A 14,927-nucleotide genomic window follows, 5' to 3' on the forward strand; every position below is an offset into this window, starting at 1 on the left:
GGGGAAGAAAGAAAAGTTATGGGGTGAAAAGCAGGTGATAAGCATGCTGATCACCTCGATTATTCTACCGTGTCGGAGGCAGTACGGAAGACAGCCCACTACGTCAGCGATCAAAAGTTTGGGAATTGTTACGCAGCGAGGAAGTCTATCGCCGCGCTCTTGAAGGCGCGCGAAGTGACCGCGTTGGTATGGGTGCGCCCGGGCAGCCATACAATTTCCGCCCGGCCGCTCAGTTCCGCCAGATCCGGAAGGGTGCGTGCGCGTTCGTCCTGGTCTCCGGCCACGAGAAGCAGGGGCATGTGAGGTACTGCATCTGCGGGAACGTAGGGCTCCCGCTTGATGGCCTCCACCATGGTCAGCAGCGCGAAAACGTCGTTTGTCGGGATGAGGCGTGCCATGCGTAGGAGCTCGTTGGTTGAGTGGTCCTCAATGGGGGTTCCGTCGGTCAGGAACTGCTGCGCAGCGGCAAGGTCGAACGAGGCCAGGGGGTCACCGGTTCCCGGTCCGCCCAGAACCATTCGGTGCACCAGTTCCGGTTGTGTTGCGCCGAATTCCCAGGCGAGCCGTGAGCCCAGCGAATAGCCAATGATGTCGACGCCGCTATCGGGGCGATCCTCGACCAGGGGGCGGACATGCGCATCCAGCAGGATCTGCAACAGATCGGCGCGGATGCGGCTGGGGGAGTAGGCGTCCATTTCTTCCGGCGCGGCGCTTGAACCATGGCCGGGCAGGTCCATCGTGATGACTTCGCGGCCGGCGTCCGTCAGTGCACGCACCCAGCCGGAATCTTCCCAGTTGAGCTTGGCGGAGGATGCAAATCCGTGAAGGAGCAGTACCGGCCTCAGCGCAGATGCTGAAGCCGGCTCATGAACGACTACATTCAGCCCCGGATTCGTCCCCTCAACAAGGTGATCGCTGTGTCGTCCCATGCGTTCCTCCCGGGTCTCCGTGCTGCGGCTCTTCCCTGAACTCTATCGCCCCGAGGGCGGGTGGCCGGGAAAAGAAAAGCGGCAGAGAACTGTGCTCCATTGAACAGATCTCCGCCGCCCGGCCAGCAGTGGCCAACCCGTGTGACTTTAGTCACCGCTCCTGTGAGAAAGCAAATCGAAGGGACGTATTCCCATGCAGTTCCCAGACGCGTGAGGTAAAGGACCGCCTCGCAGGGGCCGATTCGTTCCTGGCAGGGGAGCGGTCTACAATGAGTTATGGTCACTTTGACCATAACTAGTCTGATAACCCGTCGCAGCGTACCTGGAAGGGGGTGCCGGATGAGCACAACGTCAGCCAATGTCTCCGAGCGGAGTCAGCAGCCGCCGTCGTTGGCTATCTCTACGGTCATTTTCGGCCTGCGCCCCAGCGAGGCCTCCGGACGCCCGACCCTGTGGCTGCCGCTGGTGCGGCGCATCCGCCAGCCATACCTTGGCCAGTGGGCGCTTCCGGGAGGGCCCCTGGCGCATTCCGAATCCCTGCAGGACGCGGCGTCACGCAATCTGCTTGAAACCACCGGCCTGGCGCCTCGATACCTCGAACAGCTGTACGCCTTCGGGGGCATGCATCGCTCTGTCGGCCAGCGTCTGGTGTCCATTGTCTATTGGGCGCTGGTGCAACCGGACGAGGCTGCGTTGACGCGCGAATCCGAGAACGTTCGATGGTTTCGGGCGGACCGGCTGGAAGGGCTTGCGTTCGACCACAACGAGATTGTCGACTACGCGCTCTGGCGACTGCGCAACAAGATGGAGTACGGTTCCATCGCCTACCACCTCCTCGGGGATCGCTTCACGCTGGCCCAGGTCCGCGAGGTCTACGAGGCGGTGCTGGACAAGGAACTGGATCCGGCTAATTTCCGTCGCCAGCTCCGTGCAACGCCGCACATTGAGCCCACCGACGACTACCTCACCGGCACGCGCCACCGACCGCCGCGGCTCTACCGTTACGCCGGTCCGGTGCCAGACGGCAATGCGTCAGCCGCAGCAGGCTGAAGCGCCGTGACCATGAACCTCCACCCAACCCCACCCAGTACCCACCGGCTTACACGAGCCCGTTTCCACCAGGGAGAGTCCCATGACGAGCATTAATACCGCCATTCAGCTCATGACGCGCGAGGACGCGGGGCGGTCAGGAGCACGGGGCGGAACGTGCAGTCCCGACCTCGCCAAGAACCCATGGGACTTCGACATCCCCACCAGCCCTGCACAGGGTCCTGATTACGGTCCCGGTGCATCCATGCAGGACATCGCTCCGGCTTCGACCCCCCGTCAGGGCGCGCTGCCCGAGGAGTACCGGCTTGCCGGTGAGGCGGAACTCGAAGCGCGCATCCTTGCGGCGAAGGAAACGCTAGGAGACCGCCTCGTGGTCCTCGGCCACTTCTACCAGCGTGACGAGGTTGTGAAGCATGCCGACTTCGTGGGTGATTCATTCCAGCTTGCCAACGCGGCGCTGACCCGACCGGACGCTGAGGCCATCGTGTTCTGTGGGGTGCACTTCATGGCCGAGACCGCGGACATCCTCTCCCTGTCCGATCAGAACGTGATCCTGCCCAACCTTGCCGCCGGCTGCTCGATGGCAGACATGGCTGACGCCGACTCGGTAGCCGACTGCTGGGAGCAGCTTGAGGAACTTTTCGGATCAGAGCCCGACGACGCCGGCCGCCAACCGGTCATCCCGGTCACCTACATGAATTCCTCCGCAGCGCTCAAGGCATTCTGCGGCCGGAACGGCGGCATCGTCTGTACCTCTTCCAACGCCGCCACAGTGCTCGAATGGGCTTTCGAACGCGGCCAGAGGGTTCTCTTCTTCCCCGACCAGCACCTTGGACGCAACACGGCGAAGGCAATGGGTGTACCACTCGACCAGATGCCCATGTGGAACCCCCGCAAGGTGCTAGGCGGCAACTCCGAGCAGGAGCTGCTGGATTCACGGGTGATCCTTTGGCACGGCTTCTGCTCCGTCCACAAGAGGTTCACCGTCAACCAGATCGAGAAAGCGCGCGCCGAGTACCCGGGCGTCCGGGTCATCGTGCACCCGGAATGTCCCATGCCGGTGGTCGATGCTGCGGATGAAGCCGGTTCAACGGACTACATCCGGAAAGCTATCGCCGCGGCAGCTCCGGGCACCACTTTCGCGGTGGGTACGGAGATCAACATGGTGAACAGGCTTGCCGCGGAGTACCCCGAGCACACCATCTTCTGCCTCGACCCGGTCATCTGCCCGTGCTCGACGATGTACCGCATCCATCCCGGGTATCTGGCCTGGGTGCTTGAGGGTCTTGTAGCGGGAGAAGTCCGCAACCAGATCGTGGTGGACCCGGAGGTGGCGACTCATGCACGAGTGGCACTGGAACGGATGCTGGCGGCCAAGCCGTGAATCATGTCCTCGTGATCGGCACCGGTATTGCCGGTTTGTACACGGCGTTGGAACTACGCCGGCGTTCGGATGTGCACGTCACGATTCTTGCCAAGGGCGAGGTTGCCGAAAGCAATACCTGGTACGCCCAGGGCGGCATAGCGGCGGTCCTTCCCGATTCAACGCTGCTCGACAGGTCCGGGGTTGGGGCAGCGCCGGGCGAGGACAGCGTCGGGTCCCATATGGCAGACACCCTCGCCGCAGGTGCGTGGCACTGTGACGAAGAAGCAGTGCGCGTGCTGTCCTCCGGGGCGGCGGCAAGTATCGGCAGGCTGATCCACCTCGGTGTACTCTTCGACCGCACCGTCGACGGACACCTGGCTCTCGGGCGGGAAGCGGCGCACGCAGCAGCGCGCATCCTCCACATCGGCGGTGACGCGACCGGAGCAGGAATGGCTGCTCCGCTTATCCGTGCTGTCCAGGCGGATCCGGGTATCAGCCTGGAGGAACACGCGTTCGTCACCGACCTCGTCGTGAGCGGCGGGAAGGTGACGGGCGCCGTCGTTCTCCGCGATGGTGGGCTTCGGGCGGTGTCCGCCGACGCCGTCGTGCTCGCGACAGGCGGCGCGGGAGGTATTTTCGAGCACAGCACAAATCCGTCGCTCGCCACGGGCGACGGCGTTGCTGCCGCCTGGCGGGCAGGTGCGGCTGTCGCTGACCTTGAGTTCTTCCAGTTTCACCCGACATCGCTCAACGTTCCCGGACACCCGCTCATTTCCGAGGCGGTGCGTGGCGAGGGAGCGGTGCTCAGGGACGGGACCGGGCACCGGTTCATGGCCGATTACCATCCCGCCGCTGAACTCGCCCCACGTGATGTGGTTTCCCGGAGCATTGCGCTGCATCTCGCGCGGACCGGCGGTACGGAGGTGTTCCTCGATGCAACCTCGCTCGGCGGTGACTTCCTGGCCCGGCGGTTTCCCAGTCTGACCGCGGTGACCAGGCAAGCCGGGCTCGACTGGGGGCGCGACGTGCTGCCGGTCGTCCCGGCGGCGCACTACTGGATGGGCGGTGTGGTCACGGACACCGAGGGCCGGACGTCCCTGCCGGGGCTGTATGCGGCAGGAGAGGTTGCCCGGACCGGGGTGCACGGCGCCAACCGGCTCGCGTCCAACTCTCTGCTGGAGGGACTGGTCTTCGGTGCACGGGCCGCGGAAGCGATTGCCGCCGGACCCGCGGCCTGGCCAATCGTCGAAGCTGAGACGCTCACACTGGCACCGGGTCCGCTCAAGGTTGCCCGCGGTGATGTGCGGCGTGTCATGTCCGAATACGTTTCAATCCTCCGCGAGGATGCCGGCCTCCGCGTTGCCTCCAAGCAACTCGCCGAATGGCATTCCACCGGCTCCTCGCTCGGGGAGAGAGAAACCGCGAACCTGTTGCTCTGCTCCCGGCTCATCGCCTCGGCAGCACTCGCGCGCAGGGAATCACGTGGAGCTCACTACCGTGCCGACTACCCCGCCATGTCCGACGCGTCGGGCAGCCCCATCATCCTGAGGAGCACCTCGTGACTTTTGCACTCGCCAGACCGTCCGTTGCTGACATCGACCGCATCGTTGCGGCTGCGCTCGCCGAAGACGCACCCTGGGGAGACGTGACTTCCCAGACGCTCATACCCGAGGAAGCACACGCGGAAGCGGCCGTCATTGCACGCGAACCGGGCGTCTTCTGCGGTGAACAGGTCATCGAGGCAGCCATGCGCCTGACCGACCCGCGGATCCGGGTCACGTTCGAGGTCCGTGACGGCGACGCGTTCGACGCCGGTGCGGCGCTGGCTGTCGTGTCCGGCCCCGCACGGCCCGTCCTCACTGCCGAGCGTGTGGCACTGAACCTGGCACAGCGCCTGAGCGGTATCGCGACGCTAACTGGCCGATTTGTTGCCGAGGTCGCCGGAACCGGAGCCCGCGTGGTGGACACTCGAAAGACAACCCCGGGGCTGCGGGTTCTTGAACGGTATGCGGTGCGCTGCGGCGGAGGGACCAATCATCGTTTCAGCCTGTCGGACGCCGTCATGGCCAAGGACAATCACCTTGCGGTACTGACGCAGGGCGGTGCAATCGATGTAACAGACGCGCTGCGGGCTGCGCGCCGGCGCTTGCCGCATACCGTCCATTTCGAGGTCGAGGTGGACCGCCTTGACCAGGTGGAACCGGTACTGGCAGCCGGTGTGGATACGATCATGCTCGACAACTTCAGTCTCGAAGACCTTGCAGCCGGAGTGAAACTGGTTGCCGGGCGCGCACTCGTGGAAGCAAGCGGAAACGTGAGGCTGGAAACCGTCGGTGCCATCGCGCGCACAGGCGTAGACATTATTTCGTCGGGAGCCCTGACCCACAGTGTCCGGGCGCTCGATCTCGGCCTCGACATCCGTATCGACACGGCCGCGTTCGATGCAGGGGGCCCCAGCCAGAGCATTGCGGACGGCGTGCGGTGATCTACCTCGACGCCGCTGCCACTACCGAAGTACGTCGGGAGGTGCTCGAAGCCATGTGGCCGCTGCTCACCACCGAGTACGGGAACCCGTCCAGCCACCACACCGTGGGTGAGTCTGCCGCACGGGCCCTGGATTATGCGCGCCGGCTGGTAGCAGCGGAGCTGAACTGCAAACCGAACGACGTCGTCTTCACCTCGGGGGGCACGGAGGCGGACAATCTCGCAATCAAGGGGATCGCACTGGCGCGGCCCAGGGGGAAACATATCGTCGCGTCGGCGATTGAACATCCGGCCGTGCTCGAAACCCTGGATTACCTCGAGCGGCTGCACGACTTCCGGATCACCCTCCTTCCCGTGACCGCGGAGGGCCTTGTGGAGGAAGAGACTCTCCGCGCCGCGCTGACCGAAGAGACCACACTGTGCACGCTCATGTACGCAAACAACGAGGTCGGCACCGTGCAGTCCATCCCTGCGTTGGCGGCAGTGTGCCATGAGCAGGGAGTGCCCTTCCATACCGATGCCGTTCAGGCTGCCGGTTGGCTGACTCTGGATACCGTCGAGCTCGGTGTGGACGCGATGAGCATCTCCGGTCACAAGCTCGGCGCGCCGAAAGGCTGCGGCGTTCTCTTCGTCCGCTCGCGGCTTCCGTTGGAGCCGCTTGTACACGGGGGTGGGCAGGAGCGCGGGAAGCGGTCCGGCACCGAGAACGTTGCGGGCGCGGTGGCGCTCGCGACGGCGTTACGGCTGGCGCAGCAGGAGCGGGTTGCTCATTCGGCTGCCTCGGTGATGTGCCGAAACCATGTGATTGACGCTGTGCTCGGCGGAGTGGACGGCGCCATTCTGACCGGACACAGTACGCAGCGGTTGCCCAATATCGCTTCGTTCTGTTTCCCGGGCGCCAGCGGTGAGGCGATCCTGCTCGAACTTGAGCGTGCGGGTGTGGTGTCCTCGAGTGGATCGGCATGCGCTGCGGGTGACAGTGAGCCCTCCGCGGTGCTGTTGGCACTGGGCCTCGAAGCCGAGGTCGCCCAGACCGCACTGCGCCTGTCCTGGACAGCTGCAACGAGCGACGCAGAGATCGCGCTCGCCGCACGAGCCGTTGTCTCGTCAGTCAAGACTGTCCAGGGGTTGGGTAGCCGCGCTTAGGGTCGTGAGCAGTGCGGCGGTATGGGCCGCATCCTCAAGGTGCGCGAAGTGCCCGGAGCCGGCCAGCTCCATGCTCCGGGCATGCGAAATGAGGTTTGCAAGCGCGCGCAGTTCGGACGGTGGGGTGAAGATGTCCCTGCTTCCCCGTGCAAGAACTGTCGGCGTCGCGATGGATTGCCAGGTGCCGACGTCGTACTTTCTCAACGCGCTCGCTGCAGCAATGAATGACGCCGGCCGTGGACAAAGCACTTCATGGTAGTGATTCTGCGCCACGCCTGCCTCGGATGCCTCCAGGCGGCTTGCTTCACTGCATAGAGTGGAAGCAGGGCTACCCGGAAGGATCGATTATGACGCGACCAGTGAGGTTTGGTTTCCTCGGTGCTGTCATGCTTCTGACCGTTACGGCGACGATCACGGGGTGCGAGGACTTCGAGATTGGTGATCGTCCACCGGCCAGTCCTTCCGGAAGTGCCCCACCGGCGAGCTCCGCTCCGGCAACAGCCAGCCCGACCCCTGTTGCGCTTCCGATGCTTCCGGAACGAGCGGCGCCGGGCGACGGGTGGACCGCCTTCACAGACGAGCAACGGCTTGTCAGTTTCGAGGTGCCGGAGGACTGGACGGTAGAGGCGATCGAAGACCCGGGGAAAGGTTTCGATGAGGGCGGTATTCACTTTGACGTGTCGAATGCCGACGGTGCAACCGTGGCTCAACTGCATACCCGGATCACCCCTCCATCGGGGGACTGTGCAGCGGACGCCGCGAGGCCCTACATTGTGCTCAGCAGCGAGCCGGTCGACATCCCATCGACAGCGGAAGCAGAGAGGTCCATTGAGCCACGCTTCGTGGTACGGCTGATCCAGGGGTACCGCTTCTTCAGTTCATACGGGATTACTGACATGGTCGGGGGAGCGGAAGGCGCGGCGTGCGTCCTGTACAACACCGTCCAGGGACCGGAGCACATCGGGCTGTATTCCTTCGGCGACGGCATCCAGCTTCGCGCCCTGGAGCCGGCGCAGGTAGGCTCCCGAACCGCCTCCTTTGCGACGATTGCGGAGGCTCAGAAGCGGTTCGGTCAGAAGGACTTCGACCAGATACGCAGGATGATCATGTCGCTTCAGGTAGCGAGCTGACGTTCCTCACGTAGATTGCCAGTCAGGCCGACTGCTATATGGGCGTCTGCCACATTCTGGCAGACGGGGAGTCCCTACTTGGAAACGGCTCTGCTGACCTCGGCGGGCGACTCGTACTCCTTGTCGGGGAAACAGAATGCTTACCATTCGGCTCTGTTCAAGGGGCGGAGCGGAAGTCAGAGCTGTGGCCGGCGGGAAGTCCTTCGTACGTCACACCGGTAAGTTCCTCACTGACTGCCCAAAGTCTCGCAGCGACAGCCTCGTCGAGTACTGAGGGAGAGGGAGCAACAAGAACCGGGGCGCCGCGGGTTTCGCCGGGTCCGTTCGGGCCGTAATAGTCGCCGCCGTGCACCTGCGTCCCGGTGGCAGCCAGCAGGATCGGCTTTGCGCCCTCCACATCCGACTGGCCCATGAGGCGGAAGAAACCGCCCATCAGGTCGAGAACTGCCGCACCACGCATTCCGGTGGTGAGGTTGGTCGTGGACAACCCGGGATGTGCGGCAACGGCGACCAGCGGCCAGCCTGCAGCGCGCACCCGGCGGTCGAGCTCCATCGTGAACAGCAGATTGGCGAATTTGCTCTGGTTGTAGGCCTTCCACGGCCGATACCGGGAACGGGCGTTGAGGTCCTCGAAGTCGATTCGCCCGCGATTGTGGGCCAGCGAGGAGACCGTGACCACTCTCGCCGAGGCCGACTGGCGCAGTGCGTTCAGCAGCAGTCCCGTCAGCGCGAAATGACCAAGGTGATTGATCCCGAACTGCTGCTCAAAGCCGTCAGCCGTGCGCCTCAGCGGTGTTGCCATCACCCCCGCGTTGTTGACCAGGAGATCCAGCGGGCCGGACCAGGCACGGCTGAAGGACCGGATTGACGCGAGATTTGCGAGGTCGAGCTGCCGGAGGGTCAGCGACGTGCTCCCGGACGCGTCGCGCGCCCGCTGCAGGGCGGCCGCACCCCGTTCCTCGTTGCGGCACGCCAGAACCACTGACGCGCCGCGCCGGGCCAGGCCGATAACGGTTTGCAGTCCGAGGCCGCTGTTGGCACCGGTCACGACGGCGGTCAGCCCGTCCAGGCGGGACTCTCCGGACGTGTCCTTGATTGAGCGATTCACAAAGTGCGCCTTTCTCGTCGTACCGTGTTACAGCCAGTGTTCCAGACCGGCACAGTCAACGCTCACCGACATCCGCCAGGAGCTTGAGGAATGAATCGAACCGTCACGGCTCACCTGACCGCCAACACCCGCGCCAACACGTCGATGGCCTTCTCTGTGGCGATTGCGCGCAATGCCGGGTACTCATCCGTTGACGAAGTCCTTGAGGTTACGGCCGACGGAGAACCGGTGGCGCTCACTCCCGTCGAGGACCTCCATGGGGGGATCCTTCATACACTCACGCTCGATCGGCCGGCAACGCTTGAACTGAACTATCGTGCGGAGGTCTCGGGCACGGCGGCCGCCGCCGAAAAGGACGACGCCGACCTCATCCGCTATGTGCGTCCCAGCCGCTACTGCGAATCGGACCGTCTGCTGCCGTCGTCGTACGCCCTGTTCGGAAGCATGCAGGGCAGTGAACTGTTGTCGGCCGTGCGGGAATGGGTGAGCGGCAACCTCAGCTATGTCTCCGGCTCATCCCGACATACCGACGGCGCAACGGATACGCTGCTGTCCCGCCGCGGAGTCTGCCGCGACTATGCGCATCTGGTGATTTCGCTGTTGCGTGCCAAGGACGTCCCCGCCCGACTGGTCTCCGTGTACGCGCCGGGTTTGACGCCGATGGACTTCCACGCGGTGGTGGAAGCGTGGGTGGACGGCGCGTGGCATGTCGTCGATGCAACAGGGCTGGCACCACGGACCAACCTTCTGCGCATTGCAACAGGACGCGACGCCTCCGATACGGCGTTCCTGTCCACCGTCGGTGGCAGTCTCACCCTGGACACACTCAAGGTCACGGCCACGGCAGGTACCCTGCACGACGACGACGGCACCTCGCTGGTGCAGCTCAGCTAGGCAACATCCGCCGGCCCAGCGCAAGCCGGCCGTCAGACCGGCCGGGGGGCGCGGCGTCGTTCTCCAGACCTGCCCTGAGCTTTGTGGTCAGGCGCAGCAGCTGCTCGAGTTCCTCCTCGTCAAGGATCGGCCCGAGCAGGGCATGGATGCTGCGCACATGCGCCGCACCGATCTCGCGTTGGAGCCGGCGTCCTTCGTCGGTGAGGGCCAGCAGGACACCGCGCTGATCGTCGGGCGCCTGCTTGCGCTGGATCAATCCCTTGTCTTCAAGGCGCTCCGCCATCCGGCTGAGGCTCGGCTGGCTGATGAGAAGGTGGCTGTTCAGCTCGTTGAGCCTGGTCCAGCCGGTGGGGCAGCGGCTGAGATTGAAAAGGACGTCGTACTCACCGATTGCGAGCGGTGAGAAGGACCCTTCCCGCCGGAGCCTACGCATCACCGCCACCTGCGCCCGGAAGAGGGACTCCCAGGCCTCGGCGGTTAGGCGCATCGGTGCCCCGGCGGACTCAGACATCGGCGGTCACCGCAGCCTTGCGGTTCTCGAATGTCGGGGGAGCGGGCAACGATGCAGGTGTGCGCTCGGCGAACTCCTTGCGCAGGGTAGGCAGCACCTCGGCACCGAACAGGTCGAGCTGCTCCAGCACCGTCTTCAGCGGGAGCCCGGCATGGTCCACGAGGAATAGCTGGCGATGGTAGTCGCCGAAGAATTCGCGGAAGGAAAGCGTCTTGTCGATCATTTCCTGCGGGCTGCCCACGGTCAGTGGCGTCTGGGAGCTGAAGTCTTCCAGCGATGGGCCGTGACCGTACACCGGCGCGTTGTCGAAGTACGGACGGAATTCGTTGATGGCATCCTGGGAGTTGGGGCGGATGAAGAACTGCCCGCCCAGCCCGACGATCGCCTGTTCCGCAGTGCCGTGCCCGTAGTGCGCATACCGTTCCCGGTAGAGCGAGATGAGCTGCTGGTAGTGCTCCTTCGGCCAGAAAATGTTGTTCGCGAAGTAGCCGTCACCGTAGTACGCCGCGATCTCGGCGACCTGGGGCGTCCGGATGGAGCCGTGCCAGACGAAGGGGGCGACGCCGTCGAGCGGACGGGGGGTGGAGGTGAAGTTGTGCAGCGGCGTGCGGTGCTTGCCTTCCCAGGTGACCACGTCCTCGTCCCAGAGCCGGCGCAGCAGATGGTAGTTCTCGACCGTGAGTTCAACGCTGTCCTGCGGGTTCTTGCCGAACCAGGGGTAAACGGGCGCGGTGTTCCCGCGTCCGAGGATCAGGTCCACCCGGCCGTCGGCGAGGTGCTGGAGCATCGCGTAGTCTTCGGCGATCTTGACCGGATCATTGGTGGTGATCAACGTCGTGGAGGTCGAGAGGATGATGCGTGAGGTCTGCGCCGCCACATATCCGAGCATGGTGGTGGGGGAGCTCGGGACGAACGGGCGGTTGTGGTGCTCGCCGGTGGCGAAGACGTCCAGTCCAACGTCTTCGGCGTGCTTCGCGATGGTCACCATGGCCTTGATGCGTTCGTGCTCGGTGGGAGCTGTGCCGGTGGTGGGGTCAACCGTTACGTCACCGACGCTGAAGATACCGATCTGCATGGGATTCCTCCTCCTAGAAGTACATGCATTTGCATCTACTGTACTCCGTAACCAGCGTCTTCCTGGATTTGTTCCCACTCCTCCGCCACCTCATCACGCTTCTCCCGGCGGCCTTCGACCAGCCGGTACAGCACCGGAACCAGCACCAGCGTCAGCAGCGTTGAGGAAACCAGGCCTCCAACGACGACGACGGCGAGCGGCTGGGAGATGAAGCCGCCTTCGCCGGTCAGACCGAGCGCCATCGGCGTCAGGGCGAAGACGGTCGCCAGCGCCGTCATGAGGATCGGACGAAGCCGCTGCCTGGCTCCACGCGTGATCGCGTCCGCGACGTTGAGCCCAACAGAACCGTCATGCGGCCGGCGGTACTGGTTGATCAGGTCGATCAGGACGATTGCATTGGTGACCACGATCCCCACCAGCATCAGCATGCCGATCAGCGAAGGCAGACCCAATGGGATCCCGGTAATCACCAGCAGGGCAATGGCGCCCGTCGCGGCGAACGGGACCGATACGAGAAGGATCAGCGGCTGGATGAGGCTCTTGAACGTGGCAACCATGATGACGTACACGATGGCTACCGCAGCCCACAGTGCGAGGAACAGCTGGCCGAAGGACTCCGCCTGCTGCTCCGATGCCCCGCCCAGGGTGGCCGTTGCCCCGACCGGCAGCGTCACGTCCTCCAGGCGTTCGGTGACCGCCGCGGTCAGGGCGCCCAGGTTGTCTTCCGACGGCGTGATCGAGATCCGCGCTGTCCGTTCACCGTTGGAGCTGGTGATCGTCAGCGGAACCTGTACCTCCTCGACTGTTGCGACATCCGTCAGGGGGACCGGCCCGGCGGGGGTCGGCACCGAGAGATCGCGGAGCTGGTCGAGGCTGGTGATCTCGGTCCCTTCCCCGATCAGGATGGGATAATCGGTGGCTTCAAGCCGGACCACACCGCCGGGGACGGCGCTGACGTTGCCTCCGAGCAGGGCGCCAATCTGGCCCTCGCTCAGCCCGGCCCGAACCGCGGCCGCCCGGTCCACGCTGACCTGGATCTGCGGCTGAGCCGCAGCGAGGTTGGACGTCACGTCCCTCGACCCCGGTACACCCTGCATGGCGGCGACGACGGCGTCGCTTGCCTCGGCCAGAATGTCAGGCTCCGGCGCGGTGATGTTGATGTCCACCGTGTTGGACGTGCCAAAACCACCCTGCTGGGTCGACAGGGCGATCTCGCCGGCTCCCTCGAGTGCACTGAGCGCGGCACGAACATCGTTCTGCAGTTGCTGCTGGTCGGCTTCTTCCTCCGTCGTCACCGTGAACGCTGCGGTGGAAGCACCCGCGGAGAACCGGGCACCAACAGCTCCGGGCGCGTTCCCGACGGTCACCTGCACATCCCGGATTTCTTCGAAACGGGAGAGGACTTCCTCCACGCGCCCGGCTTCGGCAACGGTGTTCTCCAGACTCGAGCCCGGCTGCTGGCGCTGAGTGATGCTGAAGCTGTTCTGGCCGGTGTTGCCCAGAAGGTTCGTCTGCATGAAGGGCACCAACGCAACCGTCCCGGCAAGCACCAGCACTCCGGCCGCTACAGTCCAGACCGGGTGGTGCTGGGTGGTGCGGAGAATGGGAAGGTAGCCACGCTGAAGCCAGGAGCGCTTCTCCTTCTCTTCTGCCAGGTACCGCTGCTCGGCCGCCGCAGTCGCGGGATCCTTCGGGCCGGAGGAAAGCCGGGTCCTGGGCAGGAACCAGTAAGCGAGCACCGGAACGATCGTCAGCGAGACGGCCAGCGACGCGAGCAGGGCCATGGTGACGGTCAGCGCGAACGGCCGAAACAGCTCACCAGCGAGATCTCCGACGAAGGCAATCGGGGCGAACACCGCCACCGTTGTGAGGGTGGAGGCGGTGATGGCCCCGGCCACCTCACGGATGGCTGTGAGGATCGCCGAGCGTTTGTCTTCCCCGTAGCTGAGATGGCGTTTGATGTTCTCGATGACCACGATCGAATCGTCGACAACGCGACCGATCGCAATTGTGAGCGCGCCCAGCGTCAGGATGTTGAGCGAGTAACCGGTGGCTGCCAACCCGATGAACGTGATCAGCAATGACAGCGGGATGGACACCGCGGTGACCAGGGTGGAGCGGGCCGAGAGCAGGAACACCAGAATGACGAGGACGGCGAATCCCAGTCCCAGCAGGCCCTCGGTGGTGAGATCGGAAATGGAACGCTCGATGAAGGGCGCCTGGTCGAAGATCACCGTGATGTTCGCACCGTCACCCAGTTCGGCCTCTAGCTCCGGGATCAAGGCGGCGACTGCGTTCGAGAGCGTGACGGTATCTGCCGATGGAACCTTCGTCACGGTCAGTGCCAGCGTCTCGACGCCGTTGGTCCGCGTGATGGAGGTCGCGTCGTCGTCCGCTACTGTCACGTCCGCAACGTCGCCGATGGTCACAGGGGCGGTGGCGTCGGAACCAGCCGGCGGGTCCTGGGGGAGGATGGGCAGGTTCCGGATGTCTTCCAGTGACTGGATAGGGCTGCCGGCCTGGATGGTCAGCGAGCGTTCGCCCTCGTCCATTGTGCCGATGGGGAACAGTTCACCGTTGTTTTCGAGGGCGTCAACGATGTCACCGATGGTGAGTCCCTGGGCTGCAAGGTCCCCAGTGGCGGGAAGGATGGAGATATGCTGTTCCGCGCCGCCGGTGATCTCCGCGCTGCGTACCCCCTCTATCTTCTGGAGCTGCGGCACGGTGAGGCGCGACAGTTCTTCACCCAGTTCACTGAGCGGCTGATCAGAGGACACCGCCATGAAGACGATGGGGAGGTCGTTGATGCTGCCCGCCAGCGATTGGGGTTCCACATCCTCCGGAAGCACTGGCCGCACAGTCGAGATAGCGCGGTCAACCTGGCCGCGGGCGCGGTCAAGGTCGGTGCCGTAGGCGAACATCAGGCTGACCGTGGAGACGCCGTTGCGTGAGGTCGCCGACGACGACTCCAGCCCTTCCACACCGCTCAGCGCTCGTTCCAGCGGCTCGCTGACCTGCTTGTCCAGATACTCCGGACTGGCCCCGGGCAGGGAGGACACCACCGTGATCTGGGGAAATTCCAGCGAGGGAATGAGCTCCTGCTTCAGGGAGCCCATGGTAATTACCCCGAACACCGCAGCGAACACGGTGATCAGGGCAATCAGTGCGCGATTCCCCAGGGACAGTTGCGCCAAACGGAACATCGGTTCTGCCTTCTGCGGGCAACCAGTCCTG

At 64.5% G+C, this 14,927-nt stretch carries 13 protein-coding genes; 7 read left to right on the forward strand and 6 right to left on the reverse strand.

Features of this window, described 5'->3' with window-relative positions; genetic code table 11:
* Positions 1-128: 128 nt before the first annotated feature.
* Positions 129-929, reverse strand: coding sequence for an alpha/beta fold hydrolase (locus AC5RTB_RS12390; protein WP_494061371.1), 801 nt, complete (start codon positions 927-929; stop codon positions 129-131).
* 339 nt (positions 930-1,268) lie between these two features.
* Between AC5RTB_RS12390 and AC5RTB_RS12395 the strand changes: the two genes are divergently transcribed.
* The 5 genes from AC5RTB_RS12395 to AC5RTB_RS12415 all read left to right on the forward strand — a co-directional run bounded on the left by AC5RTB_RS12395 (position 1,269) and on the right by AC5RTB_RS12415 (position 6,975).
* Positions 1,269-1,979 (forward strand): NUDIX hydrolase, encoded by a 711-nt coding sequence (locus AC5RTB_RS12395; protein ID WP_494061372.1) that lies wholly within the window; start codon positions 1,269-1,271, stop codon positions 1,977-1,979.
* Positions 1,980-2,061: 82 nt separating this feature from the next.
* Positions 2,062-3,363: a quinolinate synthase NadA gene (gene nadA / locus AC5RTB_RS12400; protein ID WP_494061373.1), complete on the forward strand. Its 1,302-nt coding sequence runs from the start codon at positions 2,062-2,064 to the stop codon at positions 3,361-3,363.
* Complete coding sequence (gene nadB / locus AC5RTB_RS12405) at positions 3,360-4,907, forward strand: L-aspartate oxidase (RefSeq protein ID WP_494061374.1); 1,548 nt, start codon at positions 3,360-3,362, stop codon at positions 4,905-4,907. Before nadA ends, nadB begins: the two co-directional genes overlap by 4 nt.
* Positions 4,904-5,830 carry a carboxylating nicotinate-nucleotide diphosphorylase gene (gene nadC / locus AC5RTB_RS12410; RefSeq protein ID WP_494061375.1) on the forward strand — a complete coding sequence of 309 codons (927 nt, stop codon included), beginning with the start codon at positions 4,904-4,906 and terminating at the stop codon, positions 5,828-5,830. The genes nadB and nadC overlap by 4 nt, the downstream gene beginning before the upstream one ends.
* Positions 5,827-6,975, forward strand: a complete 1,149-nt coding sequence (locus tag AC5RTB_RS12415; protein WP_494061376.1) for a cysteine desulfurase family protein — start codon at positions 5,827-5,829, stop codon at positions 6,973-6,975. Before nadC ends, AC5RTB_RS12415 begins: the two co-directional genes overlap by 4 nt.
* Here the strand turns inward: AC5RTB_RS12415 and AC5RTB_RS12420 are convergent.
* Positions 6,937-7,248, reverse strand: coding sequence for an alpha/beta fold hydrolase (locus tag AC5RTB_RS12420; protein ID WP_494061377.1), 312 nt, complete (start codon positions 7,246-7,248; stop codon positions 6,937-6,939). The two genes, AC5RTB_RS12415 and AC5RTB_RS12420, sit on opposite strands and share 39 nt — an antisense overlap.
* A 74-nt stretch (positions 7,249-7,322) precedes the next feature.
* On the opposite strand from AC5RTB_RS12420, the gene AC5RTB_RS12425 reads away from it, so the two are divergent.
* Positions 7,323-8,105 (forward strand): hypothetical protein, encoded by a 783-nt coding sequence (locus AC5RTB_RS12425; protein WP_494061378.1) that lies wholly within the window; start codon positions 7,323-7,325, stop codon positions 8,103-8,105.
* 157 nt (positions 8,106-8,262) lie between these two features.
* Here AC5RTB_RS12425 and AC5RTB_RS12430 read toward each other — a convergent pair whose 3' ends face one another.
* Positions 8,263-9,213 (reverse strand): oxidoreductase, encoded by a 951-nt coding sequence (locus AC5RTB_RS12430; RefSeq protein WP_494061379.1) that lies wholly within the window; start codon positions 9,211-9,213, stop codon positions 8,263-8,265.
* A 90-nt stretch (positions 9,214-9,303) separates the two neighbouring features.
* On the opposite strand from AC5RTB_RS12430, the gene AC5RTB_RS12435 reads away from it, so the two are divergent.
* Positions 9,304-10,107, forward strand: coding sequence for a transglutaminase-like domain-containing protein (locus AC5RTB_RS12435; protein ID WP_494061380.1), 804 nt, complete (start codon positions 9,304-9,306; stop codon positions 10,105-10,107).
* On the opposite strand, the gene AC5RTB_RS12440 is transcribed toward AC5RTB_RS12435, so the two are convergent.
* Genes AC5RTB_RS12440 through AC5RTB_RS12450 form a run of 3 tightly spaced genes read right to left on the reverse strand, consistent with a single transcriptional unit; the run spans position 10,100 to position 14,896 of the window.
* Complete coding sequence (locus tag AC5RTB_RS12440; protein WP_494061381.1) at positions 10,100-10,618, reverse strand: MarR family winged helix-turn-helix transcriptional regulator; 519 nt, start codon at positions 10,616-10,618, stop codon at positions 10,100-10,102. The genes AC5RTB_RS12435 and AC5RTB_RS12440 overlap by 8 nt on opposite strands.
* Entirely contained in the window at positions 10,611-11,693 is a 1,083-nt protein-coding gene (locus AC5RTB_RS12445; protein ID WP_494061382.1) for an LLM class flavin-dependent oxidoreductase, read from the reverse strand. Before AC5RTB_RS12445 ends, AC5RTB_RS12440 begins: the two co-directional genes overlap by 8 nt.
* 35 nt (positions 11,694-11,728) lie before the next feature.
* Entirely contained in the window at positions 11,729-14,896 is a 3,168-nt protein-coding gene (locus AC5RTB_RS12450; protein WP_494061383.1) for an efflux RND transporter permease subunit, read from the reverse strand.
* Positions 14,897-14,927: the final 31 nt, after the last annotated feature.

This window comes from Arthrobacter sp. M71 S08, assembly GCF_059089725.1.

Excerpts from the sequence above, each read along its gene's own strand:
- AC5RTB_RS12450 (WP_494061383.1), bottom strand. The coding sequence starts at position 14,896 with ATGTTCCGTTTGGCGCAACTGTCCCTGGGGAATCGCGCACTGATTGCC.
- nadA (WP_494061373.1), top strand. The coding sequence starts at position 2,062 with ATGACGAGCATTAATACCGCCATTCAGCTCATGACGCGCGAGGACGCG.
- AC5RTB_RS12440 (WP_494061381.1), bottom strand. The coding sequence starts at position 10,618 with ATGTCTGAGTCCGCCGGGGCACCGATGCGCCTAACCGCCGAGGCCTGG.
- AC5RTB_RS12390 (WP_494061371.1), bottom strand. The coding sequence starts at position 929 with ATGGGACGACACAGCGATCACCTTGTTGAGGGGACGAATCCGGGGCTG.
- AC5RTB_RS12395 (WP_494061372.1), top strand. The coding sequence starts at position 1,269 with ATGAGCACAACGTCAGCCAATGTCTCCGAGCGGAGTCAGCAGCCGCCG.
- AC5RTB_RS12445 (WP_494061382.1), bottom strand. The coding sequence starts at position 11,693 with ATGCAGATCGGTATCTTCAGCGTCGGTGACGTAACGGTTGACCCCACC.
- AC5RTB_RS12435 (WP_494061380.1), top strand. The coding sequence starts at position 9,304 with ATGAATCGAACCGTCACGGCTCACCTGACCGCCAACACCCGCGCCAAC.
- AC5RTB_RS12425 (WP_494061378.1), top strand. The coding sequence starts at position 7,323 with ATGACGCGACCAGTGAGGTTTGGTTTCCTCGGTGCTGTCATGCTTCTG.